This window comes from Sciscionella sediminilitoris (genome assembly GCF_000737195.2).
Lineage (GTDB): Bacteria > Actinomycetota > Actinomycetes > Mycobacteriales > Pseudonocardiaceae > Sciscionella > Sciscionella sediminilitoris.
The window spans coordinates 94994-119627 of the sequence record NZ_JALM01000036.1 but is presented as its reverse complement, the minus strand read 5'-3'; the positions used below and the strand labels follow the sequence as shown (position 1 = coordinate 119627).

Sequence of the window (24634 nt, the reverse complement as noted above, 5' to 3'; positions counted from 1 at the left end):
ATGGGCTACGGGGGAAGACCACCTGAATGGAGGCATCAGTAGAGTGAGCAACTATGGCCGCGAAGTACGGCAACATCGTCGTCGACCTGCGCGCCCGGATCAGGTCCGGGGAGCTGCGCGTCGGCGACCGCCTGCCGCCGGAGAACGACCTCTCCGCCGAGTACAACGTGTCCCGCATGACGCTGCGCAAAGCCCTCGCGGATCTGCGCAATGAGGGGCTCATCGTCTCGGTGCACGGTATCGGGAGCACCATCGCCGACCCGCAACGTCCGCTGCGCCTGCACCGGCTCGCCGGCGGCAAGGTCAAGGGCGTGAAGGCGGTGACCCGGGACGACGCGCTCGCCGACACCGCGAGCAAGGACTTCAAGCACACGACGACCGAGGTGCGCTTCGAACCCGCGGACCGGATGGTCGCCGAGGCGCTGGGGATCGAGCAGGGCGTCGAGGTCACGGTGCGCGTCCAGGTGGTCCGGGACGAGCAGTCCACGGTGCAGCTGCACACCATGTACCTGCCGCGCACGGTCACCAGGCGCACCGCGCTGGAGAAGACCGACGCCGGTGAGGGCGGGGTCACCGCGCGGCTGACCGAGGCCGGACATCAGCCGACCAAGTTCCGCGAGACGGTGAGCTCGCGGATGGTCACCGACACCGAACGCGGCCACTTCGGCGGATCGGTCGGGCTCGTGCTCGCCGTGGAGCGGGTGGCGATCGCGAAGAAACCGGTCCAGGTCAGCTATCTGGTGATGCCCGCGAACCGGTTCGAGGTCTCCTACGAATGGCAGGCCGAGTAGCAGCCTGTTCCCGGAGCGATATCCTGGACCCGTGGCGATCTTCTTCGAAGTACTGCTTGCCGTGATGACCGTGGTCATCGTCTGGGCGTCCTGCTACATCGTGTACCGCCTGCTGGCAGACGGCAGGCGATGACGGGACCGACGAGCGGCAACGAGGCCATCGAGGCAGCAGCGGCGCGCGCAGAGCACACGGCGGGCCGCAACCTTCCGCGGTTCGCGGACCTCCCGGTCGAGGAGGACACCGCGAACCTGCGCGAGGGTGCGGACCTGCACGACCGGTGTCTGGCACTGCTCCCGCTCATCGGGGTGTGGCGGGGCACCGGCGAGGCCGACTACCCGACCATCGAGCGGTACCGGTACGGCCAGCAGATCGTGTTCTCCCACGACGGGCGCCCGTTCCTGCACTACGAATCGCGGTCCTGGTTGCTCGACGAGGACGACAAGGTGATCCGGCAGGCCGCGCGCGAGACCGGATGGTGGCGCCCGCAGGAGGACGACACCATCGAGGTGCTGCTCGCGCACAACACCGGGATCGTGGAGATCTACTACGGCAAGCCGCGCAACCAGACCTCCTGGGAGATCGGCACCGACATCGTGATGCGCACCTCTAGCGCCAAGGAGGTCAACGGGGCGACCCGGCTCTACGGGATCATGCCCGGCGGCGACCTCGGCTACGTCGAGGAGCGCGCGATGGCCGGCCAGGAGCTGCAGCCGCACATCTCCGCACAGCTGACGAGAGTGGTCGGCTGATGGCCGGCCACGAGATCATCACCGAGCGGCCCGGTTACCGGGTTCAGGTGCGTATCGACGGCGAGACGGTCGCCGATTCGGAACGCGCGGTCACCCTCGCCGAGACGGGGTACCCGCTGCGTCACTATCTTCCGCGCGCCGATGTGCGCATGGAACTGCTCACCCGCTCGGAGACCTCGACGCACTGCCCGTTCAAGGGCGATGCGGAGTACTTCGGCTACCCCGGTTACCCGGACGTGGCCTGGTCCTATGCCGGGGAGAACGCCCTGCGTGCGGACATCACCGACCTGATCTGTTTCGCCGACGAGCGAGTCGAGGTCACCGCGGAACGGTGAAGCTACTGCCCTACGGCACCGATGGCGTGCTCGCCGAGTTCGATTCGATCGAGCAGGTGCGGGCCGCCCATCGGGCCGTGCTCGATTCCGGTATCGAAGCGAGCGAACTGGTTCCCGCGGCGCGCACCCTGCTGGTCACCGGCGCCGAACCCGAGCGGGTGCGTTCGGTGCTCGCCGGGGCCGGGACCCACGTCGGTGAGCCGGGCAAGCTCGTGCGTGTTCCGGTGCGCTACACCGGACCCGATATCGAGCTCGTCGCGGAGACCGCCGGGTGCACCCTCGCCGAGGTGGCCGAGCTGCACGCGAGCGTCGATTACACGGTCGCGTTCTGCGGATTCTCCCCCGGATTCGGTTACCTGACCGGACTGCCCGCCGCGCTGCACCAGCCGCGCCTGCCGAGCCCGCGCACCAGTGTGCCGACCGGATCGGTCGCGATCGCCGGGGAGTTCAGCGCCATCTATCCGCGTTCCTCCCCCGGTGGCTGGCGACTGCTCGGCGCCACCGATGTGGTGCTGTTCGACCCGAGGGCAGCCGAACCCGCCCTGCTCCGGCCCGGCGATCTGGTCAGGTTCGAGCCATGCGCCGACTGACCGTGCTCGAGGCGCGCCCCGGAGCTCTGATCCAGGACATTGGCCGGCCCGGTTACGCGGCGCTCGGGGTACCGCCATCGGGGGCGCTCGACGCACCCGCGCTGCGGCTGGGCAACCGCCTGCTGGGCAATCCGGAAGCGGCCGCGGGCATCGAGGTGCTGCTCGGCGGACTGCGGCTGCGCGCGGACGCACCGGTCACGGTCGCGGTGACCGGAGCCGAGGTTCCGGTGCGCGGACACGATATCGGCGCACCGATCTATCTGCGCGCGGGCGAATCACTCGAGCTCGGCACCGTGACCAGGGGAATGCGCTGCTATGTGACCGTTCGCGGGGGCATCGAGGTGCCCGTGGAGCTCGGCAGCCGGGCCACCGACACCCTCTCCGGGCTCGGTCCCGCGCCGCTGCGGGCGGGGGACGTGCTCGACATCGGCACCGTTGCGGATCTGCCGCACGGCGAGGACGGGGTGCCGATCGGGCCCTTCCCGGATGCGCTCACCCTCCCGGTGCTGCCCGGCCCGCGCGCCGACTGGTTCCATCCGGAGCTCGGCAGCGGGCTCTGGCACCTGTCCGCGACCAGTGACCGGATCGGGGCCCGGCTCGAAGGGCCCGCACTGCGCAGGCTTCCCGAGCGGGTGGGCGTGGAACTGCCGAGCGAGCCGATCCGCACCGGGGCGATCCAGGTACCCACCGACGGGGTGCCGCTGGTGTTCCTCGCCGACCACCCGACGACGGGCGGTTACCCCGTCGTCGGGATCGTGGACTCAGCCGCGCTCCCCGCGATCGCCCAGGCGCGCCCAGGGACCGCGATTCAGTTCAAGGTACGGCAGTAGCAGCAGGCCGACCGGGTACACCAGGTAGCCGTACCGGCTCGACGGGGCGAGCAGTACGGCGAGCAGCAGGCCGAGCGCGAGCCAGCGCGCCGCGTGCACCACATCCCGTGGCGGCCTGCGCAGCATCAGCACCCCGAGTAGCAGCGCGGCGAGCGCGAGCAGGCCGCCCGCGATGGCGCTGCCGCCCGGCACCAGGCTGGCGAGCAGGTGCCCCGGCAGCGGACTGCCCGCGGTGAGCCGCACATCCAGGCCACCGAGCGGTAGCTCGATCGCGTTGAGCACGAAGGCGTGCGGGTCGGCGATGATCACCGGGACCAGCAGCACCAGCAGCGGGAGCAGGACACCGGCCAGGGCACGCAGTCCGGCGCGCATTCCGCCGCGCGCACAGGTGAACACGAGCAGCACGATCACCGCGGGCCAGGCGAGGGCTTTCATGGCGGCGGCGAACCCGATGAGCAGCCCGGCCACGGCGAACCGGTCCCGCCCGGCGAGCACCAGGCCGAGGCAGACGCAGCCGAGCACCGGAACATCGGTGGCCCCGGTGACCAGTTGCAGTGCCACGAACGGGCAGCACAGCAGCGCGAACACCAGCCGCCGATTGCGCAACAGGCCGAACAGCAGGACCGCGGCGAGCCCCAGATACAGCCGCGGATCGGTGGCCGGGCCAGCGCCGAACAGCGCCGAGGGCAACCCGAAAAGGGCCAGCCCGGGCAGGTAGACATTGTAGGAATTCGGGTCCCCGCTCCCGCTCAGCCGCGGAAACGGGGTCCCGGTTTCGAGCCAGCGGGCCGCGGCCTCCCGGAGGATCGCGATCTCCGGATTGGCCGCCCCGATCGCCAGCTCGATACCGAGCGGGACGAGCAGCGTGCCGAGCGCCAGCAGCACGGCGGCCGGGGCCCGCCTCGGCAGCGGGGCCGCGAGCAGCGCGCCCGCGTACCCGAACACCGCGGCGAGCGCCCAGATCCGGTGCGGTTCGAGTCCGGTGACCGCTGCGTAGACCCCGGCGAACACCGCGCTCGCCAGCAGCGCGGCGAGCAGCAGCGTCCTGGGACTCAGAGTCCGTTTCATGATGGCCTCCGTCGCGAGCGGGAGCCAGCGTGGCAGATGCCCTGCGGGACACCCGCACCCAAGATCAGCAAGGCGGAGGATCGAGCCATAGCGGAGCTATGGTGATTGCGCGCCTTCGCCGCGAGGCGCCGCGCTGGCCCCGCGCAGCAGGTGGTGCCATCGTGAAATGGGCTCCTAGTACTCCGCTTCGTAGAGCGCGCACAGCTGCTCGTGCAGCGCGGAGGAGTCCCCGAGCTGCTTGCCGTCCAGGGTGTGCACACGGGTGATCTTGCGGACCGAGGAAGCGACCATGACCAGGTCGGCGGTGAACAGGTCCTCGACCGCGATGGGCTCGGTGGTGCAGGTCCAGCCCGCACGCTCGGCAGCGCGGAACAGCCCCGCCTGCGTGGTGCCCGGCAGGATGCCGATCTGGGCGGGCGGGGTGCGCAGGGTGTTCCCGGAGGCGAGCACCACGGTCGAGGTCGGCCCTTCGAGCACGGTGCCGTCGCTCGCGGTGAAGATGACCTCCTGGGCACCGCGGCGCTTGGCTTCCCGACCAGCGGCCATGTTCAGCGCGTAGGACAGCGACTTCGCCCCGAGCAGCAGCCACGGGGCGCGCTCGGCCAGCCCCGGGTCGATACCGCGTTCCAGGGTCACCGCGGAGACCCCGGTGCGCCGCAGTTCGTGCACCTGTTCGCCGATCGACATGCCGAGGGCGAACCCGGTCACCTCATCGGTGTCCTCGGGGCCGCGGGTGTACACGAGCTTCAGCGCGCACTCCGGCTCGGTCCAGCGCTCCAGCACCGCCTCGACGGCGTGCTGCCAGGCAACGCGATCCGGTTCGGGCAGCTCGAGCTTGGCCGCGGAGGCCGCGAGCCGGTCGAGGTGCAGATCGAGCTCCCGCGGTTTCCCGTCCACCACGAGGATCGTTTCGAAGACCCCGTCCCCGCGCATGAGACCGAGATCATCCACCCGAATGTGTGCCGCTTCGGGGTCGGCGACCGTTCCGTCGAGCATTACCAGTACACGCATGTCCGCAACGTTAGTACGCTTGAGGGTGTGGAGGCCGAGCAGGCAGGACTACGCAACACGCTGCATCGCAACGGGTTGCGGATGACTCCGCAGCGCCAGCTCGTGCTCGACGCGATCGCCGAACTGGAACACTCCACTCCGGAGCAGATCTGCGCCCAGGTACGCCGCAGGGCGAGCGGGGTGAACATCACCACCGTCTACCGCAACCTGGAACTGCTCGAGAATCTCGGGCTCGTCACGCGCACCCATCTCGGCCCGGGTGCACCGATCTACGCGGTCCCCGAACACCGGCACGTGCACCTGGTGTGCCAGCGCTGCGGGGCCACCGAGGAGGTCGGCACGTCCGTACTCGAACCGCTCGCGGGAACATTGCGTGAGCGCGCCGGGTTCGTACTGGATACCAACCACGTCGCGCTCACCGGGCGCTGCGCCGGCTGTGTCAGGAAAAACTGTGTCTGAGGATGCCTGTGTCTGAGGAAAGAAGTGTGAGCTCACCGCTACTCGAACTGCCCGGAGCCATTGCCAACCCGGACGACTCACCGGACCATGGCGTCGCGTGGCATTTCGGCGACCCGTTCGGCGAACAGCGCACCGCGGCGCGTTCCGCGGCCGTGCTCGACCGCTCGCATCGCGGGGTCGTCGCGGTCACCGGGGACGACCGGTGTTCCTGGCTGAACCTGCTCACCTCGCAGCTGCTCACCGAACTGCCCGAGGGCAGCGGCACCGAGGCACTGGTGCTGGACAGCCACGGCCGCGTCGAGCACCACGCGGTCCTCGCCCATCTGAACCGAACGGTTTACCTGGACAACGAGCCCGGTCGCGCGGAGCCGCTGCGTGAGTACCTGGAGTCGATGAAGTTCTGGTCGGCCGTGGAGACCTCGATCGCCGAGCTGGGCGTGCTCACCCTGCTCGGCCCCGAGGTGGGCGGGCTCGTCGACTTCGAGCTCCCGGACGAGCCGTACGCGGTGCGCGAGCTTCCCGGTGGACAGGGCCTCGTCCGCGCCATGCCCGGCTCCTACGACCTGCTGGTGCCGCGCGCCGAACTGGCCGACTGGTGGCGGCGCATCACCGAGGCCGGGGTGCGCCCGACGGGCACCTGGACCTACGAGGCGCTGCGGGTGGAGGCACTGCGCCCCCGGCTCGGCGTGGACACCGATGAGCGCACGATCCCGCACGAAGCCCGCTGGGTACCGAGCGCGGTGCATCTGAACAAGGGCTGTTATCGCGGACAAGAGACCGTGTCCAAAGTGCAGAACGTCGGCCAGCCGCCGCGCAGGCTCATGCTGCTGCACCTGGACGGTTCGCCCGAGGTGCTGCCGCAGACCGGCGATCCGGTGCTCTCCGGGACCAAGACGGTCGGCCGGGTAGGCACCGTGATCACCCACCACGAACTCGGCCCGATCGCGCTCGCCCTGCTGAAACGTTCCGCCCCGGTGGACGGCGAACTGATCGCGGGCGCCGAGGACCGCGCCATCCAGGCGGCCGTGGACCCCGATTCGGTCCCCGCCGAGCATGTGGCACCGGGCAAGGCGGCCGCTGCGGCACTACGGGGCAAGTGACCGTCATCGCGGTGGCCCCACGCAGCACCGAGCGCCTGGCCACCAGCATGGCCGACTGCGCTCGGGTCGGCGCCTCGGTACTCATCCCACCGCCGGGTGCCCGGGCGGCCGAGCTCGCGGCGATCCGTACCGAGACCGGGCTGCTCGTCGCGGGCGAGGACGTGACACTGCGGCACCAGTACGTACTCCCCGAAGGTGACCTGCACACCGTCGCCGAGCTGCTCCGCTCGCTGCCCGGGGACGCCGTTCCGGTGCTCGGCGGCGGGGTGGATGTGCTGCTCGCGGCCCTTTCCGCGCACGCGCACCTGCGGGTGGGCAGCGCGGACACCCCGGACGGCGAGGACCCCCGCCTGGTGGCGTTCGCCGCAGGTCTCGCACGCTTGTCCGGACGCGCACCGATGTCCCCCGACTCCGCGAAAATACTGCTAGGGACGGAACCAGTACCGTAAGTTCTGCGGAAAAGTTCCGACCACACCGACCATGTGCACCCGGCATATCGCAGGATGGAGCCGTGATGGAGGTCCGCCCTGGGGGACGCAGGCGCATCGACCGCGTTCTCGCCCCCGACTACACGACGAGATCCGCCGTGCGCCCGCTCGCCGAGGTCCGTGAGCTGCGCGATGAGGCAGCCCAGGAGGAGACCGACCTCTCCTACCTGCGGCGGCTCCTGCACGCGCGGATGGACATCGTGCGCGCCGAGCAGCGCAGGCGCGAACACGGCGGGGACGAACCCGTCGTCGACCAGCTCGCCGACATCCTCTCCCGCAACGCCGTCGGTCCGGCGAAGGGCTCCGGACGGTTCTCCGAGCTCACCCCCTCGCGCGCCGAGGCACACCGGCGCCACGTCGAAGCGCTCATCTCCGATGTCGACCTCTCCGACGTCGGCTCGCTCACCGATGAACAGCTCGACCGGGCACTCGCGGCCTACCAGGCCGAGGAGGACTCGGTGTCCGGCTTCCGCAAACAGGTGCAGCAGGTGGTCGACGTGCTCAACGACGAGATCGCGGGCCGCTACCGCAAAGGCAGCGCGAGCGTGGACGAACTACTCGACGCCGAACGCACCGAGGACTGAGCCGTTCTTCTCAGCGGCGAAGCCGCGCTTTCCCTCCATCCACGCAACCGGCACCGCGGCGGGTTCTCAGTCGTTCCCTCGCGAGGACAGCGCCGACGTGGTGTATGGGCATACATGAGGAGGCCGATCCCGGAGTGAGGGGGGGCGTCTGCGGTTCCGCCACCGGACCACCCACGCAACCCAACCCCAGGAACCTCCTAGTTGGCCCTTTCGAACATGGCCAGATCACCCCAGAAATCCCGCAGCCGTTCATAGCGCTCGCCGACCTCGTCCCCGTCGCCGCGTTCCAGTGCGTCCACGATCCGCTGCACGTCATCGGCGCTGGTGTCGGCGAGGATCTGGTCGTCGTCCATGAGCTGCACCAGTCCGCCGTAGTCCAGCTCGAGCACCGAGTCCTCGTCGAAGTGCCGCAGCCACCGGTCGGTGTCGTTGAGTATCCGCGCCGGCCCGTTCTCCCCGATCGCCTCACCGGCCACCTTGCCCGCCCGGGCGACCCTGGACCTGGCGGATTCCATGGTCACGGTCCAGCGCACGGCTCGCGCCGGATCCTCGCGCGGGGCCAGCCGCACGTACCGCTCCTCCTGCTCGACGAGCGCGAACCAGGGCAGCGGAACCGTGTAGGTGGAGGAAACCGAGTGCACCGCGCCGGAGGGCAGCTGGGCCATCACCGAGGAAGCCCTGGAGCGCACCACATCGGAGGAGGCGTCCACCGCGGCCGAGGACAGCGGGGTCGGCGCTCCGGAGAGGAATCCCACGAGCGCGGCTGCCGAGCGCGGGCGCATGTCGAGCGGGCACACCAGCGGGGCGAGCTCGGCGACCTCGGCGCCTTCCGTGCCGAAACCCGTTCCCCGGTCGAGATCGGTGACCTCGGTCGGGTCGAGCACGAGCACGTCCTGCGGGGCGTTCGGGTTCGGCCTGCCGTCGGAGAACTCGCCGGGAAGCAGCCGTCGCGGCACGGCGAGCTGGGAACGCAGCCACAGCTCCCGCTCCCGTTCACCGATCCCGGCACGGGTGAGCGGATGCTCGGAGAGCCCACGACGCAACCGCGCGGCGAACTCGTCGGAGAAGGCCGTCAGCGGTTGGTATACGCGCAGGTAGGCGACGAACGGGCGGGGCACACCCTAAATCGTGCCACGCGCGCGATACGGGCGCCGTGGTGGTACCAGTACGCCCGTCCTATCAGGGATCGATTCTGTGAGCGTTCCCACATTCGCGGGACAGCCGGGACGCATCTCGCCAGGGCAACCGAATCACCAGGGAATGTCGGGACACACACAGGCAAGCCACGTCGCGCCAAACCGCGTCGAACCTGTACGGTAGTTACTACGAAACATGTCCAGTAGATGCAGGGCCGCCGTTCCCCCGGCCGCCCTGCCCCTTGCATGAGGGGGTCGAGCCAGATGGGGCGCGGCCGAGCGAAGGCCAAGCAAACGAAAGTGGCACGGGAGCTGAAGTACAACAGCGGCCCGGACACGGACCTTGATGCCTTACAGCGCGAGTTGTCCAGTTCCAAGTCCACGCAGGACGATGATGCCTACGAGGACAAGTACGGAGATCCGTACGACGACTACGACTACCGACGTTGACCGAGTAGTGAACCGGTGCCGCCCTCGGCGGCACCGGCCATCGGTCAGAACCGTGAGTGGTTCCCTCGGAGCAACACGGAAACATCGTCGGACTCGTCGATGTCCTTGCTGGGCTTGATCTCACCAAGCACCCAGCCGGGCACGTGTCGTGCCGTGAGCACGGCAAGCGCCCGGTCGACATCCTCGGGATCGACGACGGCCACCATGCCGACACCCATGTTGAACGTGCGCTCCATTTCCGCACGGTCGATGCGCCCACGCTGGGCGATCAGACCGAACACCGGAGCGGGGTTCCACGTGTCCCGGTCGAGCACGGCGGTCAATCCTTCCGGGAGCACCCGGTCGAGGTTGTTCGCCAGCCCGCCACCGGTGATGTGCGCGAAGGTCCGCACGCTCGTCTCCGCGGCGAGCGCGAGGCAGTCCTTGGCGTAGATACGGGTCGGTTCGAGTAGTTCTTCACCGAGGGTGCGGCCGAATTCCTCGACGTGCCCGTCCAACGGCATGCGCGCGATGTCCAGCAACACCCGGCGCGCGAGCGAGTAACCGTTGGCGTGCAGTCCGGAAGCGCCGAGCGCGAGCACCACATCGCCGGGGCGCACCCGGTCCGGGCCGAGCTGGTCGTCTGCCTCGACGACGCCCACCCCGGTGCCCGAGATGTCGTAGTCACCCTCGGCCATCAGCCCGGGGTGTTCCGCGGTCTCCCCGCCGAGCAGGGCGCAGCCGGCCAGCACGCAGCCTTCGGCGATGCCCTTGACCAGCATCGCCACCCGCTCCGGGTCCACGTGTCCCACCGCGATGTAGTCCTGCATGAACAGCGGCTCGGCCCCGCAGACCACGAGGTCGTCCACCACCATGGCGACCAGGTCCTTGCCGATGGTGTCGTGCACATCCATCGCCTGGGCGATCGCGACCTTGGTGCCGACCCCGTCGGTCGAGGAGGCGAGCAGCGGTTCGCGCCACCGCTCCGCCTTGAGGGCGAACAACCCGGCGAACCCGCCGAGACCACCGCGTACCTCCGGGCGGGTGGCCTTCGCCGCGAAGGGTTTGAACCGCTCGACGGCCTCCTCGCCCGCCTCGATATCCACTCCGGCTGAGGAGTAGGTGACCTGCGAGGAACCTGTTTCGTTGCGCACTACGAGATTCTCCAGCCTGAATTGATCAGGGACGCCGTACGGCTTCCTGCGCGCCGTACCCGGCCGGTACCGGTGTACCGGATGCTCCGAAGGCACCCGGATCCGAGTCCGGTGCCGTGTTGTCTTCGGGGTTCTTACCGGCGAGCGCGCCCTTCGGGAGGGCGATCGGGTACTCGCCGTCGAAGCAGGCGGCGCACAACCGGTTGCGCGGCTGATCCGAGGCCGCGGTCATCCCGTCGATCGAGACATAGGCGAGCGAATCGGCACCGATCGAGCGGCGCACCCCGTCCGCATCGAGCCCGTTGGCGATCAGTTCGGCGCGGGTGGCGAAGTCGATGCCGTAGAAACACGGCCAGCGCACCGGCGGGGAGGCGATCCGCACATGCACCTCGACCGCGCCCGCCTCGCGCAGCATGCGCAGCAGGGCGCGCTGGGTGTTCCCGCGCACGATCGAATCGTCCACGACCACGAGCCGCTTGCCCCGGATCACCTCGCGCAGCGGGTTGAGTTTGAGCCGGATACCGAGCTGGCGAATGGTCTGCGAGGGCTGGATGAAGGTGCGCCCCACATAGGCGTTCTTGACCAGGCCCTGGCCGTACGGGATACCAGAGCGCTGGGCGAACCCGACCGCGGCCGGAGTCCCCGACTCCGGGACGGGGATGACCAGATCGGCCTCGGCGGGCGCCTCGTCCGCGAGCCTGCGCCCGATCTCCACCCGGGTGGCGTGCACGCTACGCCCGGCGATGGAGCTGTCCGGGCGGGCCAGGTAGACGTACTCGAAAACGCAGCCCTTCGGCTCCGGAGTGGCGAACCGCGAGGAACGCAGCCCCTCGGCGTCGATCGCGATCAGTTCACCCGGCTCCACCTCGCGCACGAAGCTCGCGCCCACGATGTCCAGCCCGGCCGTCTCGCTGGCGACCACCCAGCCGCGCTCGAGCCTGCCGAGCACGAGCGGGTGCACGCCATGCGGATCGCGGGCCGCGTAGAGCGTGTCCTTGTCCGAGAACACCAGGCAGAACGCGCCGCGCAGGGTGGGCAGCAGGCGCATCGCGGCCTGTTCGAGGGACAGTGATTCGCTCCTGCTCAGGTGCGCGAGCAGCCCGCACATCAGGTCCGAGTCCGAGCTCGAACCGGTCAGCCCGCGCATCGGTTTGAGCCCGGCAGCCTCCGAACGTTCGCGCAGTTCCTCGGTGTTCACCAGGTTGCCGTTGTGCGCGAAGGTCAGCCCGTTGCCGTCTCCGGTGTCCCGGAAAATCGGCTGTGCGTTCTCCCACACCGTCGATCCGGTGGTCGAATAACGGCAGTGCGCCACCGCGAGATGCCCGCGCAGACTGGTCAGCACCTTCTCGTCGAAGACCTGGCTGACCAGCCCGAGATCCTTGAACACCACGATCTGCTTACCGTCGGCCACGGAGATCCCCGCCGCCTCCTGACCACGGTGCTGCAGTGCGTACAGCCCGTAAAAGGCCAGCTTGGCGACGTCCTCACCAGGGGCCCAAACGCCGAACACGCCGCATTCCTCACGCGGCTCCCGCTCGCCAACGACCTGTTCAGCTGTGGATTCGGTGGCCACGCAATCGCTCCTCGCCAGGGGCATCCGTATACGTCAAGAGTGTACGTTGCCCGAACCCGCACACCTGCACATCGGGTGCCGCCGCACAGATCACCGACCAGCCGAAATCAGATAATCTGATCCCATGCGGGAGATGACGGCGACCGAGGCCAGCCGGAACTTCAAGGCGGTGCTCGACCGGACCGAACGGGGCGAGACGATCGCGCTCACCCGCGGCGGGAAGCGGATAGCCGTGATCGCGCCCGCCGACCAGACGAACGGGGCCGCCGTCCGCGCGGCCATGCGGCGCTGGGCCGAGCACCCGGGAATGTCCGATGCGGCCGATGAGCTTGCCGGGCACCTCGCCGCGGCCCGGAAGCTCGCCACCGCCGAAGCGGACACGGATCCATGGGCCGAGTAGTCCTGGACACCGGTGTGCTGATCGCCGGGGCGAAGAAGGAGCCACTGCCCGAACTGGGCGACGCCGACGACATCGCCATCCCCGCGCTCGTGGTCGCCGAATTCCTCGCCGGGGTCAAGCTGGACCAGGACGAGCAGCGCGCCGCGGCCATCCGGGGATATCTGGGCTCGGTGCTCGAGGTGGCCCCGGCCCTCGAGTACGACGATGCCGTTGCCGAGCACCACGCGGAACTGCTCGCGCACACCCGACGGTCCGGGGAACCACGCGGTGCCCACGACCTGGTCATCGCCGCGACCGCCCGCGCCTACGAACGCACCGTCTACACCACGGACGCGCGCGCCCGCTTCGATGCCCTTCCCGGTGTCGAGTGCGTGGTACTCGGCAGTGCTCAGGCGGGCCGCAGCGCGTAGCAGTAGAACAGCACGAGCGCCACGCTGACCGCGATCGCGGTCAGCACCGGGACGGCCGAGAAGACCGCGGTGAGCGCGAAGTCGGCACGGCGCTCGGGTGCCCGCTCGGGGCCGAGCCAGCGCAGCCGGGCGCGCACGGCGTCCCGGGACATGCCGAGCGCGGGAACCGGGGCGCTGGGATGCCCGTCGGCGAGCGTGCGCAGGGCGTCCCGCACCGATCCGCTGCCGTGTTCGCGCGCGGCACAGGCATCCGCGGACAGCTCGACGAGCATCCGCAGGATCGGGGGCGCGCTGCGGCACAGCGGAAGGAACGGGAAGGCACGGGCGCAGGCCTCGGCGGCGAGCACCAGCAGGTGATGCCGTGCCCGCAGATGGGCGTGTTCGTGCGCGAGGATGGCGGCGCGCTGCGGGGCGGGCAGCTCGGCGACGCCCTTGGTGACCACAACGGTGCCGTTGCGCCCGCCGAGGCTGTACGCGACCGGGGCGTGCTGGTCGAGCCAGAACACCGTGGTCCCGCGCCAGTCGTGTTCCTCGGCACCGCAGGCGCGCACCAGCGAGAGGTGGGTGCGCCGCCAGCGCAGGTTGCGCACCAGGACCCGAGCGGCGACGAGACCGAACCAGGCGAGCGCGCCGAACAGCACCGCACCGACCAGTGGCGCGACGATCAGGCGCAAGCCCGGCACCCCGCCGGAACGGGCGACGTTCACACAGGTGTGGGTCATGCCGATGATCCCGTCCACGTCCGCGCGGGCGGGGAAGGCCAGCAGGGCCGCGGAACCGAGCGCAGCGGCGAGCATCGTGGCCAGCGATCCGGTCCAGGCCAGCAGCGCCAGCCTCGGGTGCACGCCCGGATCCACGGCGATGCGCAGATACCGCGGGGCGAGCAGCCCGATCAGGAGCGCGGCGAGGAACAGGCCGAGTGCGAGCGTCATCGGTCCTCCCCGAACACCTTGCGCAGCAGTTCGGACTCGCGTTCGGTGGCGGATTCGGCGAAGTGCAGCAGCACCCGTTCGGCGTTCCCGCTGGATTCGAGCACCTCGCGCAGCAGCTGGGCGCCCGCCTCCTCCCTGCTGCGCGCGGGAAGGTACGCATAGGCGCGCCCATCGCGTTCCCGGTGCACCCAGCCCTTGCCGTGCAGGTTGTCCAGCACCGTCATCACCGTGGTGTAGGCGAGCGGCCGGGCGGTGTCCAGGTGCTCGAGCACCTCCCGCACCCGCTGGGGCCGGTCGGCGCCCCACAGGACGTCCATCACCTTGCCCTCGAGCTCACCGAGACCGTGCACGCGGCCACCTCCTCCGCTCCTAGGGTACCGATGTGCACACTCTGCTCCCCACGGCGACGACGACCGAGGAACACCAGCGCGCGGCCCGGATCGCGGTACTGCCCATCGGCAGCCACGAACAGCACGGCCCCTGTCTGCCGCTGGCCACCGACACCGTGATCGCGGCGACCATCGCGGGCGAGCTCGCCGCCGCCCATCCGGTGCGCCTGCTGCCCGCGCTGCCCATCTCCTGTTCCCAGGAACACGCGGACTGGCCGGGCACGGTGAGCATCTCGGCGCGCACCCTGGACGCGTTCGTCCGGGATGTGGCCGCCTCGCTTCCCGAGATCGCGGGCCTGGTACTGGTGAACGGGCACGGCGGCAACTATGTGCTCGGCAACACCGTGCAGGAATCCGCGAACCTGGCGCTGTTCCCCAGCCCGCTCGACTGGGCGCGGGCGCACGAGGCAGCCGGTGTGCTGACCCATCCGGACGAGGACATGCACGCGGGCGAGCGGGAAACCTCGATCCTGTTGCACGCACACCCCGAGCTGGTGCGGCCCGGCTACGAGACGACCGATCACCTCAGCGAGCGCAAGCACATGCCCACACTCGGCCTGCGCCCGTACACCGAATCCGGGGTGATCGGGCGCCCTTCCCTGGCCAGCGCGGAGAAAGGCGCCGCACTGCTGGCGAGCCTGGTCGAATCCTTCGCGGAGTACCTGGAGTTGTTCAGCTGAGCCGTTGTTCCTCGGCGGCGCAGCCGCTCACTACCACCCACGCAGCCTGCCCCGCGGCACCCGAACCGCCACGCAAACCAGCCAAGCCCAGTACAAATTCAACTAGTGCAGGCGCGTGGGTTGGGATAGGGCGCGATGCGCGCATCCCGGCGCAGCAGCAGCACGAGGGCACCGGGCAGAGCGGCGACCAGGGTGAGCACTCCGTAGGCCACCCCGGCGGCGAGCCCGGCCCCCGCGCCGAGGCCCGCGGCACCGAACCCGATGGCGAGCACGGCTTCGCGCGGTCCCCAACCGCCGATGTTGACCGGAAGGGACATCGCGAGCAGCCCGAGCACCACGAGCGGAAGCAGCTCCCCGACTCCCGCGGTGGCCCCGGATGCGCGTGCGGCGATCAGGAACAGCAGCACGTGCCCGAGGAAGGTCAGCACCGACATGAGCAGTACCCCGCGCAGGGCCGAGCCGGTGAACGCGGTCCTGGCTTCGGCGAGAATCCGCATCAGCACCCGGTTCCGGCGCGCGAACAGGATCACGGTGAGCGCCGCCAGCAGTGCGAGCCCGGCGAGCAGATAGATCGCGTACGGGGCGAGCAGGCCGAGCAGTTGCGGCTGGGCGAGCAGGATCAGTACGGCGACCACGATGCCGGTGATCTGGCCCGCGCTGCGTTCCAGTGCGACCGCGCGCATTCCCTTGCCGACGTCCCCGATCAGCCGTCCGTGGTGCAGTCCCCGATGCACATCCCCGAGCACGCCGACCGGGAGCACCGCGTTGAGCAGCAGCGCGCGGTAGTAGTCGGCGATCGCGGTGTCCAGTGGCAGCCGGATGTCCACGGCGCGGGCGATGTGCCACCACCGGCGCGCGCTGCACACCGTGGTGAGGAACCCGATCCCGAGCGCGGCGAGCAGCGTCCCCGGGCGCAGCGCCGCCAGCCCGTGCAGTGCGGAGTCCGTGCCGAGCCGCAGCACGAGGACGAACAGCACCCCGGCGCCGAGCAGCGGTTGCAGTACCGACCACAGCTTGGCGGTCATGCCGGGCCACCTTCCGGAATCGCGAGCAGATCCTCGTGCCCGACGGTAACGCTGAACGGGGTGGCGAGCCGGTGAGCCAGATACTCCTCCGCCGGTCCGGCGAGTTCCGGGCGATACTCCACCGCGGCGCTCACCCAGCCGCGCAGCCATTCCCCGGCGAGCGCGCTCGGTGCCTCGATCCGCCACGGACTCGGTCGCCGGTGCACCCGCGCGCCCGCACGAGCGAAGGAGTCCGCCGCGGCGGCAGCGGCATCCGGGCCGAGCCCGGTGTGCCTGCGCTGGTGCGCGTTGAAGGCCTGTTCCAGTTCGGCATCGAGCGGGTCGGCCGGGGTGAACCGCACCTCGCCGATCACGGTCAGGGTGAGTAGCGCGGGACAGCCCGCGGCTACGCACCCGGTGGCGAGCGCGTCGAGCTGCGCGGTGTCCAGCAGATCGAGCAGCGCGGAGGCGGTGACCAGCGAGGTGCCCGCGAATTCGGCGGGCAGCCCGCCTGCCGCGGTTTCCCAGCTGACCGGCAGTCGCGCGGCCGCGAGCAGTTCCGGGTCCCGGTCGTGCAGGATCCAGTGCTGTTCTCCGGACTGTTTTCCGGAAAGCAGCGGGGCTAGCCAGCGGCCCATGGAACCGGTTCCGGCGCCGAGATCCCGGATCACCGCATGTCCGGGCAATCGGATGAGCTCGGCCAGTTCCCGGGAGCGCGCGGCGGCATCGGCCGGTTCCCGTAGCGCGAGCCAGTCCGCGCTGAAGGTCATTCCAGCACCCTCCCGATGCACCGGACCGTCTCTTCCCATGTGCTCAGTATCGTACGGCGCGCCCGCGCGGCCTTGCGTAGCCGGACGCGCAGCGCTTCCTCGGCGAACCAGCGGCGCAATGCGGCGGCGAAGGCATCCGGATCACCCGGTTCGACGAGCAGCCCGGCCTCCCCGACCGTTTCCCGGACCGCGCCGACCGCCGTGGCGAGCACCGGAATCCCGCGCGCGATCGCCTCGGTGAACACCATGCCGAAGGTCTCGGCGTGCGAGGCGAGCACGAACAGATCGGCGGCCACGTACCGCTGCGCGAGCGCGGTTCCGGTAAGCGGCCCGGTGAACCGAACCCGTTCGCCGATTCCGGTGCGGTCCGTGATTTCCCGGAGATGCTCGGGATTCCCCGGCCCGGTGCAGGTACAGCGCCAGTCGAGTTCGGGCACTCGCGCGAGCGCATCCAGGAGCAGTTCGTGTCCCTTGCGCGGGGTCAGCGAGGCCACACAGAGCAGTTCGCCGCGTCCGTCCGTGCCGGGCGCGAGCGGCGCGGGTTCGGTACCCGGCACCGCGATGTGCACCCGATGCGCGGGAATTCCGTGCCGGTGCACCAAATCGCGTGCGGTGGACTCGCTGGTGGCGATGACCGCGTGCACGGCGCGCAGGGCAACCCCTTCCCGGCGCTCGAGTTCCGGGTCCGCCCCGGTCTCATCGGCGAGCGGGAGATGCACCAGCACAGTGATCTTCAGCCGCTTTGCTTGCGGCACAAGGATGTCCGGCTGTCCACACGCGACAAGTCCATCGATGATCACCTGGGATCCCTGTGGCCGCATGGCGAGTTCGGCGGCCAACTCGATCCGTGCGGACTGATCCTGTTCCGGCCAGGGCCCCGGCAGCACGACCTCACGCAGGCCAAGCCCGGCGGCGATGTGCGCGTTGTAGACGTGCCCGCCGCTGGGCTCCGCCGATTCCGGGATCAGAAACGGGATCACAGCGCGCGTTCGTAGCTCGCCCAGGCGATATGGGATTCGTGCAGGGTCACGGTGATCCCGGAGAGCCCGTGCGCCCCTTCGCCCAGTTCACCCGCGTGCACCCGCTCGGCGAGCCGGTCCGCGATCACCTTGGCCAGATACTCCGTCGAGGTATTGATGCCCGCGAACGCGGGTTCCTCGTCCAGATTCCGGTAGTTGAGTTCGCCGAGCACCTCGCCCAGTTTCGCGGTGGCCCGGCCGATGTCCACCACGATGTTGTCCGCATCCAGTTCGGCGCGGCGGAAACTCGCGTCCACGACGAAGGTGGCACCGTGCAGATTGCGCGCCGGGCCGAACACCTCGCCACGGAAACTGTGCGCGACCATCACGTGATCGCGAACGGTGACACTGAACATGTTTCTACTCCCCTGGATAGGAAATTCGGTGGCACAACCGGGTCGAGTCCACGATCTCCGGCATTTTCTCCGGCAGTTCGGCGAAGGCGCTCTCCCCCGTGATGAGCGCGTCGAAAACCGGCGAGGCGAGGAATTCCACGGCGAGCGCCATTCGCTGCGCGAAATCCCGCCGTGGATGCGCCACCGTGCCGACCTGGCTGGCCCGCACGGTCAGCCTGCGCGAGTGGAAGTCCTCGCCGAGCGGCACGGTCACCGGACGGTCGCCGTACCAACTCAGTTCGAGCACCTCACCGTGCGGCGCGAGCAGTTCGAGGCAGCGGGCCAATCCCTCGGCGCTCGCGCTCGCGTGCACCACGCGATCACAGTTCCCGCGCGCCTGCCCGGGCAGGGCGAACTCCACCCCGAAGGCCGCGGCGACCGCTTCCCGTTCCGGGTTCGTGTCCACCAGCTGCACCCGGACACCGGGGATTCCGGCCAGCAGCGCGGCGACACAGCAACCGACCATGCCAGCGCCGACCACCGCGACCCGATCGCCGAGCAACGGGCGCGCATCCCAGAGCGCGTTCACCGCCGTCTCCACCGTGCCCGCGAGCACCGCGCGGTTCGCGGGCACCTCGTCCGGGATCGGGGTCACCGCGCTCGCCGGGACCACGTACGCGCTCTGGTGCGGATACAGGCAGAACACCGTGCGACCGCGCAGTTCATCCGGGCCGCGCTCCACCCGGCCCACGTTCAGGTAGCCGTACTTCACCGGGAACGGGAACTCGCCCTCCTGGAACGGCGCCCGCATCCGCGCGTACTGGCTCGCCGGAACCCTGCCGTGGAACACCAGGTGTTCGGTCCCCTTGCTGATCGCCGAATAGCGGGTGCGTACCAGCACCTCGTCCGGGCCGGGTGTGGGCAGGTCGAGGCTGCGCAACTCACCCTTTCCTGGAGAATGCACCCAGAACGCCTCTGCCATCGCCCACCCCTCCGTGTTCGGTGCGCCGGGGCAGTCACGGTATCGCGATCGAGGAGTCGTGGGTGCGCAGCGCGAGGAGCCTGGCCGGTGAGGTGTCCCACGGCGGCACCGGATGGGGCGTGCTCGGCCTTGCCGGTCTCGCGCAGGTCGCACTGCTCGCGCTGCTGTGGCGGCTGTTCGGGCTCGGGCTCGCCGGCTGGTTCGCCGGGCTGGGGTTCGCTTGCTGCCTGACCGGGCTGCTCGCCGCCGGGCTGCGCGATGGGCGTACCCGGCTCGGGCCGGCGGATCGGATCACCCTGCTGCGAGCGGTGTTCGCCTGTGTGATCACCGCTCTCGTCGCAGAACACTGTTCCGGATTTCTCCGGGAACAGCGTTCCGAAAGCAGAACAGTGTTCTCGATTCTGCTCGGCCTGACGGCCCTCGCCCTCGCCCTCGACGCGCTGGACGGCCGGATCGCGCGGCGCACCGAGACCGCTTCCGCCTTCGGCGCGCGTTTCGATATGGAGACCGACGCCTGGGTCATTCTGGTGCTCAGCGCCTACGCCGCCACCGTCGTCGGCTGGTGGGCGCTGCTGATCGGCGCCATGCGCTACCTGTTCCTGGCCGCGTCCCGCGTGTTCGGCTGGCTGACCGCGCCGCTGCCACCGAGCTTCGCCCGCAAGACGGTGGCCGCGCTCCAGGGAATCCTGCTCATGCTCGCCATGCTGCTCGGCAATCTCGGGCTGTTCACCGGGCAACCCTCCTTCGGGCAACCCTCCTTTGGGCGACCGGCCGCGATCACCCTCGCCGCGCTGGCACTCGTCCTACTCTGCTGGTCCTTCGGCCGGGACATCCGCTGGCTGCACCGAAACCGGTGACAGCTCGGGCCGTTTCGCGGTGCGCCCGTCCCCCGAGGACCGCCCGCGGACCCGCCGCGCGACCCAGGGAGCGAGGAATTCCACCGCCCAGCGCGCTTCCCTGGTCACGGTCACCGGCAGCGAGGGCGCCCGCCGCGGTGGCAGCGGCCGGGTCCAGCTGTCATCGCTTCCCGGGACCTGCAGTCCGTGCGCGAACCCGGCGGCGAGCAGCGTGTGCCCCAGCGTGTTGAGGTGCAGCCGGTCCAGGCTCCAGATCCGCAGATCGGTGCACACCGGATACCGATCGGTTTCCACGATCGTTGCCCCGTGGCGCTCCGCGATCTCCCGGATCTGCGCGTTGAACCACTCGATGCGCGGCTGCAACCGCCGCGCGATCGGCATGATCACCCCGACATCCGGATAGGTGAGCGTGGCGACCTTGGTACCCGCCGAGCTGAGCGAGCCGATCATCTCCTCCAGGTGACCGATCACCGCGGGGCCGTCGTATCCGGGCCGGATGATGTCGTTGAGCCCGGCGACGACCGTGGCCAGCTCGGGGCGCATCGCGAGGGCCGGATCGAGCTGTTCGGCGTGCACCTCGCCGACCTTCTTGCCGCGCACGGCGAGGTTGGCATAGCGCAGTCCGGGGTTCACCGCGGCCAGGTGTCCGGCGAGCCGATCGGCCCAGCCACGGAAACCCGCTTTGTCGTCCCCGTCGTGCAGTCCCTCGGTCTGGCTGTCGCCGATCGCGACATAACTGGCGTACACGTCGACCACGATACCCAGCGAAACCACTCGGACCCTCCCCGTGGGACCGAGCTCACGAACCGGCCCGGATCGGCTCGCCCGCCGAATGCAGATGCCGCAGCGTTTCTCCATAGGAGGCGAGCAGCCCGGTTTCGTAATAGGGCAACCCGAGTTCCGCGCAGTACTCGCGCACCACGACTTGCGCCCGCGGCAGATTGATCGCCGGCATGTTCGGGAAAAGATGGTGCTCGATCTGGTAGTTCAGCCCGCCCATCGCATTGTCCACGAACCGGCCACCGCGCACATTCCGCGTGGTCAATACCTGGCGGCGCAGATAGTCCAGCTTTTCGCCCTCTTTCAGGGTGGGCATTCCCTTGTGGCCGGGCGCGAAAACCGATCCCATGTAGACACCCCACAGGCATTGGTGCACCACGAGGAACACGATGGCCTTCTCCGGGGACAGCACGAGGAACAGGGCGGCGAGGTAGCCGAGCACGTGCACGGACAACAGCAGCCCCTCGAGCCATTTGTGCTTCATCGGGCTGTTGCGCAATGCGCGGAATCCGGAGAGGTGCAGGTTGATTCCCTCGAGGGTGAGCAGCGGGAAGAAGATGAATGCCTGATAGCGGCCGATGAACCGGGGCAGTCCTTTGCTCGCCCGCGCCTGGTCCTTCGACCACACGATGATGTCCGGCTCCACATCGGGATCGAGTTCCTCGTGGTTCGGATTGGCGTGATGACGGGTGTGCTTGTCCATCCAGCTGCCGTAGCTCATCCCGATACCGAGGTTTCCGGCGATCCATCCGGCGAACTGACTCGGCTTGCGCTTACGGAACACCTGCCGGTGCGCGATATCGTGCGAGACGAGCGCGACCTGGGCGTACATCAGCGCGAAGAAGGCCGCGATCCCGACCTGCCACCAGCTGTCGCCGAGCAGGAAGAACGCGGCGATCCCGCCGAGGTAGAGCGCGGCGATGACCCCGATACGCACGGCGTAGTAACCGGGCCTGCGGTCGAAGAGCCCCTTGGCGGCGATTCTCCTGGAGAGCTTCGCGAAATCGCTCCCGGTTTCCCGCTCTGCCGCGGGCGGACTGAGGGTTTCCGTTGTCATGACCACGAAATTAGGGATCGGAAACCGGAAACGGAGGCCAGCGCGCCCCCATCTTTTCCGGGGGCAGGCCCTACCATGCTGCCCTTCCGGCAGCCACGACCTTGTTGTTATGGTCCGGTCATGTCCGAGATCTCCCGGCCACCGACAGCCGCGGCCGCACGGCTGCTCGGCTGGCTGTGGGTGGCCGCCGGGGTGATCTCCGCCGGTTTCATCGCCTTGCTCGCCACGACCACGATCACCGGCCAGAACGCGGTGTGGTTGCTCGGACTGCCCGCCGCGCTCCTCGCACTGTTCGGGCAGACCCGGCGGGCACGTACCGAGGGGGCATGGAAAACGGGGCCCGCCGTGGTGTTCGCCGCGGTGCTGGCACTCACCCTGGTTTTCCTCGCCGTCCTTGCCTGGCGCTCGGTCGTGCTCGCCCCGATCGGCATCATGGCGGCCATTCCGTGTTTCCTGGCCGCACGGACGCAATTCCGCGACTGAGCACGTCTGGGATGTCGCGAATGGCATAATCGCCGGTGACCGTGGCCGACCAAATCGAGGAGTACGGTTCGCGATGCGCAGCAAGGTCCAGAAAGTCACCCCGCAGACCGGGCAGGTGCAACGACGCCGGGAACACACCGCCACGAAGAAATGATCCGCCCCTTCACGGTATCGCTGTATTCGGAGACCAGCACCGGAAATTCGCCGACCGCGCAGGTACTCGCCGCACTCGACCAGGTCACCACGGTCAGGACCTGCGAGGTTCCCGGGGCGGGAGTGTGCACTGTGGACGAAGCGCTTTCCTTGCTGGCCAACCGAACCCGGATCGGGCTGATCACCTGCACGACGAAACGGCTGGAGACCTGCCGCATCCGGGCAGAGGACGACGGCCCGGTCACGGCGTACTGGCCGCCGCTGGGGCACGTCGGGCCCGGATACCACCGGGACCAGACACACCGGGCCGCGATTCAGCGCCGTCAGGATCTCGGTGACCAACTGCTCCGCGAAGCAGGCACGCACGCCGACGCACTGTTCGGAGTGCACGGCCAGGCACAGTACGTGCGGCCGCCCGCGGACATGCTGCGTGATCGGATCGACCTGCGCGGCACCTGCTATCTGGCGCGGCGGCTACTCGGCGATCGGCTTGCCCGGCTTGGCGAACTACTCGCGGGCCACGGGATCGCCGACGCGCAGTTCCACGACTCCGGGGTGCTGCTGCGCACCCGCTACGAAACACGGCGCCCGGACGAGCTCAACGCGTTCTACCATGCGGTCAACGAACTCGTCCGGGACTGCTTCGCCGCCCTCTCCTAGGGAATCACTTGTCCACGTGGCTGGCCAGCTCCTGCTCACTCGGCCAGCGCCCGCCGTTCTGCCAGAAGAACCGCACCTGCTCGAGCGGCTTGCCCTTGGTCTCCGGAGCGAACGCGAGCACGAACACGAACGAGATCGCCGCGAGCACGCCGAAGATGATGAACGTTGCCGCCCCGCCCAGATCGGTGAGCACGGGCAGGAAGAACTGCGCGACGATGAAGTTCGCGACCAGATCGGCGGTGAGCATGAAGGTCGCACCGAGACCGCGCAGCCGCGCCGGGAAGCTCTCCGAGGCGTACACCCAGACCAGCGAGCCGAATCCGAAGTTGAAGCCCGCGGTGAACACGATGATGCCGATGAATCCGAGCGTGGAACCGCTCTGCAGGTCGCCGGTGGTGAACACGACGATCATCAGCACCGAGGCGACGAGCATGGCACCGATCCCGGTCATCAGGATCGGCCTGCGCCCGAAGCGGTCGATGATGAACAGCGAGATGATCGTGGCCACGAGCGCACAGCCTTGCACGATCGAGGGGAAGCCGAGCGTGGACGCGTTACCGTGATAGCCCATCTGTTCGAACAGTTTCGGGCTGTAGTAGGTGATCGCGTTGATTCCGGTGATCTGCACGAGGAAACCGAGGATCAGCACGAAAACCGTGGCGCGCAGATAGGGCTTGCGGAACATCTCGCCGATGCCACCACCGCGCTCGGACTCCATGTCCTTGTTGATCGCGGCGATCTCGGCGTCCACATCCACACCGGGGTCGGCGCGCACCATGGTCTTGCGCGCCTCCTCGGTGCGCCCCTTCATCAGGTACCAGCGCGCCGTGTCCGGCAACCGGAACAGCAGGAACAGCACCAGAACCGAGGGAATCGCGGAAAGCCCGAGCATGAGTTCCCAGTTGCCCGAACCGGAGAGGCCGAAGTCCACCAGGTAGCCGAGCAGGATACCGGTCACGGTGGCGACCTGGTACCCGACGACCAGCGAACCGCGGATCTGCGCGGGCGCCGATTCGGCGATGAAGATCGGTGCCACCACGAGGGAGAGACCGATCGTGAGGCCCAGGAAGAACCGGGCGATGTCCAGGGTGACGATGTCCCCGGAAAGCGCGGACCACAGCGCGAATATCGCGTAGCCGATCGCCACGAGCACCATCGTGAGCTTGCGGCCGATGGCCATGGAGAGTTTGCCCGCGATCAGCGCGCCGACGATATTGCCCGCCACGAGCACCGAGTTGAGGCTGCCGCTCCCGGCGTCCGAGAGGTTCATGTCCTTCTCGATGAACAGCAACGCCCCGGCCATGTTCCCCTGGTCATAGCCGTAGATGATGCCGATCGTCGCGGCGGCAACCGCGATGAGTTTTCCGAGACCGGATAACTTCGGCCTTGCGGCCGGACTCATTGGCGTCGCTGACAATGTGGATC

Annotated in this window: 31 protein-coding genes; 16 read left to right on the top strand and 15 right to left on the bottom strand. The window is 69.2% G+C overall.

All coding sequences use genetic code 11. The features are described from left to right. Positions 1–53 precede the first annotated feature (53 nt). From AD72_RS17025 to AD72_RS17005, 5 genes are all read left to right on the top strand, one after another. Complete coding sequence (locus AD72_RS17025) at positions 54–791, top strand: GntR family transcriptional regulator (protein ID WP_031467507.1); 738 nt, start codon at positions 54–56, stop codon at positions 789–791. 129 nt (positions 792–920) lie between these two features. After that, entirely contained in the window at positions 921–1541 is a 621-nt protein-coding gene (locus AD72_RS17020) for a heme-binding beta-barrel domain-containing protein (RefSeq protein ID WP_031467506.1), read from the top strand. Continuing rightward, on the top strand, positions 1541–1876 hold the full coding sequence (locus AD72_RS17015; protein ID WP_031467505.1) for a DUF427 domain-containing protein: 336 nt from the start codon (positions 1541–1543) through the stop codon (positions 1874–1876). The genes AD72_RS17020 and AD72_RS17015 overlap by 1 nt, the downstream gene beginning before the upstream one ends. Next, positions 1873–2466 (top strand): 5-oxoprolinase subunit B family protein, encoded by a 594-nt coding sequence (locus AD72_RS17010; protein ID WP_031467504.1) that lies wholly within the window; start codon positions 1873–1875, stop codon positions 2464–2466. Before AD72_RS17015 ends, AD72_RS17010 begins: the two co-directional genes overlap by 4 nt. Further along, positions 2454–3296 (top strand): 5-oxoprolinase subunit C family protein, encoded by an 843-nt coding sequence (locus tag AD72_RS17005; RefSeq protein WP_031467503.1) that lies wholly within the window; start codon positions 2454–2456, stop codon positions 3294–3296. Before AD72_RS17010 ends, AD72_RS17005 begins: the two co-directional genes overlap by 13 nt. Here the strand turns inward: AD72_RS17005 and AD72_RS17000 are convergent. Further along, positions 3228–4364: a glycosyltransferase 87 family protein gene (locus AD72_RS17000; protein ID WP_051898703.1), complete on the bottom strand. Its 1137-nt coding sequence runs from the start codon at positions 4362–4364 to the stop codon at positions 3228–3230. The genes AD72_RS17005 and AD72_RS17000 overlap by 69 nt on opposite strands. A 174-nt stretch (positions 4365–4538) precedes the next feature. After that, positions 4539–5375: an aminodeoxychorismate lyase gene (locus AD72_RS16995; RefSeq protein WP_031467501.1), complete on the bottom strand. Its 837-nt coding sequence runs from the start codon at positions 5373–5375 to the stop codon at positions 4539–4541. A 27-nt stretch (positions 5376–5402) separates the two neighbouring features. Here AD72_RS16995 and AD72_RS16990 point away from each other — a divergent pair, with 27 nt between their 5' ends. The 4 genes from AD72_RS16990 to AD72_RS16975 all read left to right on the top strand — a co-directional run bounded on the left by AD72_RS16990 (position 5403) and on the right by AD72_RS16975 (position 8006). Further along, positions 5403–5834 (top strand): Fur family transcriptional regulator, encoded by a 432-nt coding sequence (locus AD72_RS16990; RefSeq protein ID WP_082468989.1) that lies wholly within the window; start codon positions 5403–5405, stop codon positions 5832–5834. 2 nt (positions 5835–5836) lie between these two features. Continuing rightward, the gene (ygfZ, locus tag AD72_RS16985; protein WP_031467499.1) at positions 5837–6934 is read left to right on the top strand and encodes a CAF17-like 4Fe-4S cluster assembly/insertion protein YgfZ; all 1098 of its coding nucleotides are present in this window, start codon (positions 5837–5839) and stop codon (positions 6932–6934) included. After that, positions 6931–7383: a hypothetical protein gene (locus AD72_RS16980; RefSeq protein ID WP_031467498.1), complete on the top strand. Its 453-nt coding sequence runs from the start codon at positions 6931–6933 to the stop codon at positions 7381–7383. Before ygfZ ends, AD72_RS16980 begins: the two co-directional genes overlap by 4 nt. Positions 7384–7445: 62 nt before the next feature. Then, positions 7446–8006, top strand: coding sequence for an RsiG family protein (locus AD72_RS16975; protein ID WP_026197920.1), 561 nt, complete (start codon positions 7446–7448; stop codon positions 8004–8006). Positions 8007–8203: 197 nt separating this feature from the next. Here the strand turns inward: AD72_RS16975 and AD72_RS16970 are convergent, their stop codons facing one another. Then, complete coding sequence (locus AD72_RS16970; protein ID WP_031467497.1) at positions 8204–9124, bottom strand: DUF8083 family protein; 921 nt, start codon at positions 9122–9124, stop codon at positions 8204–8206. A gap of 282 nt (positions 9125–9406) precedes the next feature. Here AD72_RS16970 and AD72_RS16965 point away from each other — a divergent pair, with 282 nt between their 5' ends. Next, positions 9407–9592, top strand: coding sequence for a DUF3073 domain-containing protein (locus AD72_RS16965; RefSeq protein WP_026197919.1), 186 nt, complete (start codon positions 9407–9409; stop codon positions 9590–9592). Between the two features lie 44 nt (positions 9593–9636). Here AD72_RS16965 and purM read toward each other — a convergent pair whose 3' ends face one another. Then, on the bottom strand, positions 9637–10725 hold the full coding sequence (purM, locus tag AD72_RS16960; RefSeq protein WP_031467496.1) for a phosphoribosylformylglycinamidine cyclo-ligase: 1089 nt from the start codon (positions 10723–10725) through the stop codon (positions 9637–9639). Positions 10726–10750: 25 nt separating this feature from the next. Further along, positions 10751–12322 (bottom strand): amidophosphoribosyltransferase, encoded by a 1572-nt coding sequence (gene purF, locus AD72_RS16955; protein ID WP_051898702.1) that lies wholly within the window; start codon positions 12320–12322, stop codon positions 10751–10753. Positions 12323–12422: 100 nt separating this feature from the next. Here purF and AD72_RS16950 point away from each other — a divergent pair, with 100 nt between their 5' ends. Both AD72_RS16950 and AD72_RS16945 read left to right on the top strand, forming a co-directional pair. Further along, entirely contained in the window at positions 12423–12698 is a 276-nt protein-coding gene (locus AD72_RS16950; protein ID WP_031467494.1) for a type II toxin-antitoxin system Phd/YefM family antitoxin, read from the top strand. Next, positions 12686–13108 (top strand): type II toxin-antitoxin system VapC family toxin, encoded by a 423-nt coding sequence (locus AD72_RS16945; protein WP_031467493.1) that lies wholly within the window; start codon positions 12686–12688, stop codon positions 13106–13108. Before AD72_RS16950 ends, AD72_RS16945 begins: the two co-directional genes overlap by 13 nt. On the opposite strand, the gene AD72_RS16940 is transcribed toward AD72_RS16945, so the two are convergent. Both AD72_RS16940 and AD72_RS16935 read right to left on the bottom strand, forming a co-directional pair. After that, positions 13087–14040, bottom strand: coding sequence for a M56 family metallopeptidase (locus tag AD72_RS16940; RefSeq protein ID WP_031467492.1), 954 nt, complete (start codon positions 14038–14040; stop codon positions 13087–13089). The two genes, AD72_RS16945 and AD72_RS16940, sit on opposite strands and share 22 nt — an antisense overlap. After that, entirely contained in the window at positions 14037–14390 is a 354-nt protein-coding gene (locus AD72_RS16935; RefSeq protein ID WP_031467491.1) for a BlaI/MecI/CopY family transcriptional regulator, read from the bottom strand. Before AD72_RS16935 ends, AD72_RS16940 begins: the two co-directional genes overlap by 4 nt. Positions 14391–14422: 32 nt before the next feature. On the opposite strand from AD72_RS16935, the gene AD72_RS16930 reads away from it, so the two are divergent. Further along, on the top strand, positions 14423–15109 hold the full coding sequence (locus AD72_RS16930) for a creatininase family protein (RefSeq protein WP_031467490.1): 687 nt from the start codon (positions 14423–14425) through the stop codon (positions 15107–15109). Between the two features lie 98 nt (positions 15110–15207). On the opposite strand, the gene AD72_RS16925 is transcribed toward AD72_RS16930, so the two are convergent. The 5 genes from AD72_RS16925 to AD72_RS16905 are packed head-to-tail and all read right to left on the bottom strand — an operon-like array spanning position 15208 to position 19219. Continuing rightward, positions 15208–16134, bottom strand: coding sequence for a lysylphosphatidylglycerol synthase transmembrane domain-containing protein (locus tag AD72_RS16925; RefSeq protein WP_051898701.1), 927 nt, complete (start codon positions 16132–16134; stop codon positions 15208–15210). Beyond that, complete coding sequence (locus AD72_RS16920) at positions 16131–16883, bottom strand: hypothetical protein (protein ID WP_031467488.1); 753 nt, start codon at positions 16881–16883, stop codon at positions 16131–16133. Before AD72_RS16920 ends, AD72_RS16925 begins: the two co-directional genes overlap by 4 nt. Beyond that, positions 16880–17863, bottom strand: coding sequence for a glycosyltransferase family 4 protein (locus AD72_RS16915; RefSeq protein ID WP_051898700.1), 984 nt, complete (start codon positions 17861–17863; stop codon positions 16880–16882). The genes AD72_RS16920 and AD72_RS16915 overlap by 4 nt, the downstream gene beginning before the upstream one ends. Beyond that, positions 17860–18258 carry a 6-pyruvoyl trahydropterin synthase family protein gene (locus AD72_RS16910; protein WP_031467486.1) on the bottom strand — a complete coding sequence of 133 codons (399 nt, stop codon included), beginning with the start codon at positions 18256–18258 and terminating at the stop codon, positions 17860–17862. The genes AD72_RS16915 and AD72_RS16910 overlap by 4 nt, the downstream gene beginning before the upstream one ends. A gap of 4 nt (positions 18259–18262) precedes the next feature. Beyond that, a complete protein-coding gene (locus tag AD72_RS16905) occupies positions 18263–19219 on the bottom strand; it encodes a zinc-dependent alcohol dehydrogenase (RefSeq protein WP_031467485.1) in 957 nt (318 codons plus the stop codon). Positions 19220–19281: 62 nt separating this feature from the next. Between AD72_RS16905 and AD72_RS16900 the strand changes: the two genes are divergently transcribed. Further along, positions 19282–20076, top strand: coding sequence for a CDP-alcohol phosphatidyltransferase family protein (locus AD72_RS16900; RefSeq protein ID WP_231644869.1), 795 nt, complete (start codon positions 19282–19284; stop codon positions 20074–20076). Here AD72_RS16900 and AD72_RS16895 read toward each other — a convergent pair. Both AD72_RS16895 and AD72_RS16890 read right to left on the bottom strand, forming a co-directional pair. Further along, the gene (locus AD72_RS16895) at positions 20023–20850 is read right to left on the bottom strand and encodes an SGNH/GDSL hydrolase family protein (RefSeq protein WP_197284996.1); all 828 of its coding nucleotides are present in this window, start codon (positions 20848–20850) and stop codon (positions 20023–20025) included. The genes AD72_RS16900 and AD72_RS16895 overlap by 54 nt on opposite strands. Before the next feature lie 25 nt (positions 20851–20875). Next, positions 20876–21913: a fatty acid desaturase family protein gene (locus tag AD72_RS16890; RefSeq protein ID WP_031467482.1), complete on the bottom strand. Its 1038-nt coding sequence runs from the start codon at positions 21911–21913 to the stop codon at positions 20876–20878. A gap of 120 nt (positions 21914–22033) precedes the next feature. On the opposite strand from AD72_RS16890, the gene AD72_RS16885 reads away from it, so the two are divergent. Continuing rightward, positions 22034–22396: a hypothetical protein gene (locus AD72_RS16885; RefSeq protein ID WP_031467481.1), complete on the top strand. Its 363-nt coding sequence runs from the start codon at positions 22034–22036 to the stop codon at positions 22394–22396. A 150-nt stretch (positions 22397–22546) separates the two neighbouring features. Then, a complete protein-coding gene (locus AD72_RS16880) occupies positions 22547–23209 on the top strand; it encodes a hypothetical protein (protein ID WP_031467480.1) in 663 nt (220 codons plus the stop codon). A 4-nt stretch (positions 23210–23213) separates the two neighbouring features. Here the strand turns inward: AD72_RS16880 and AD72_RS16875 are convergent, their stop codons facing one another. Further along, entirely contained in the window at positions 23214–24626 is a 1413-nt protein-coding gene (locus AD72_RS16875) for a sugar porter family MFS transporter (protein ID WP_082468988.1), read from the bottom strand. Between the last annotated feature and the right edge of the window lie 8 nt (positions 24627–24634).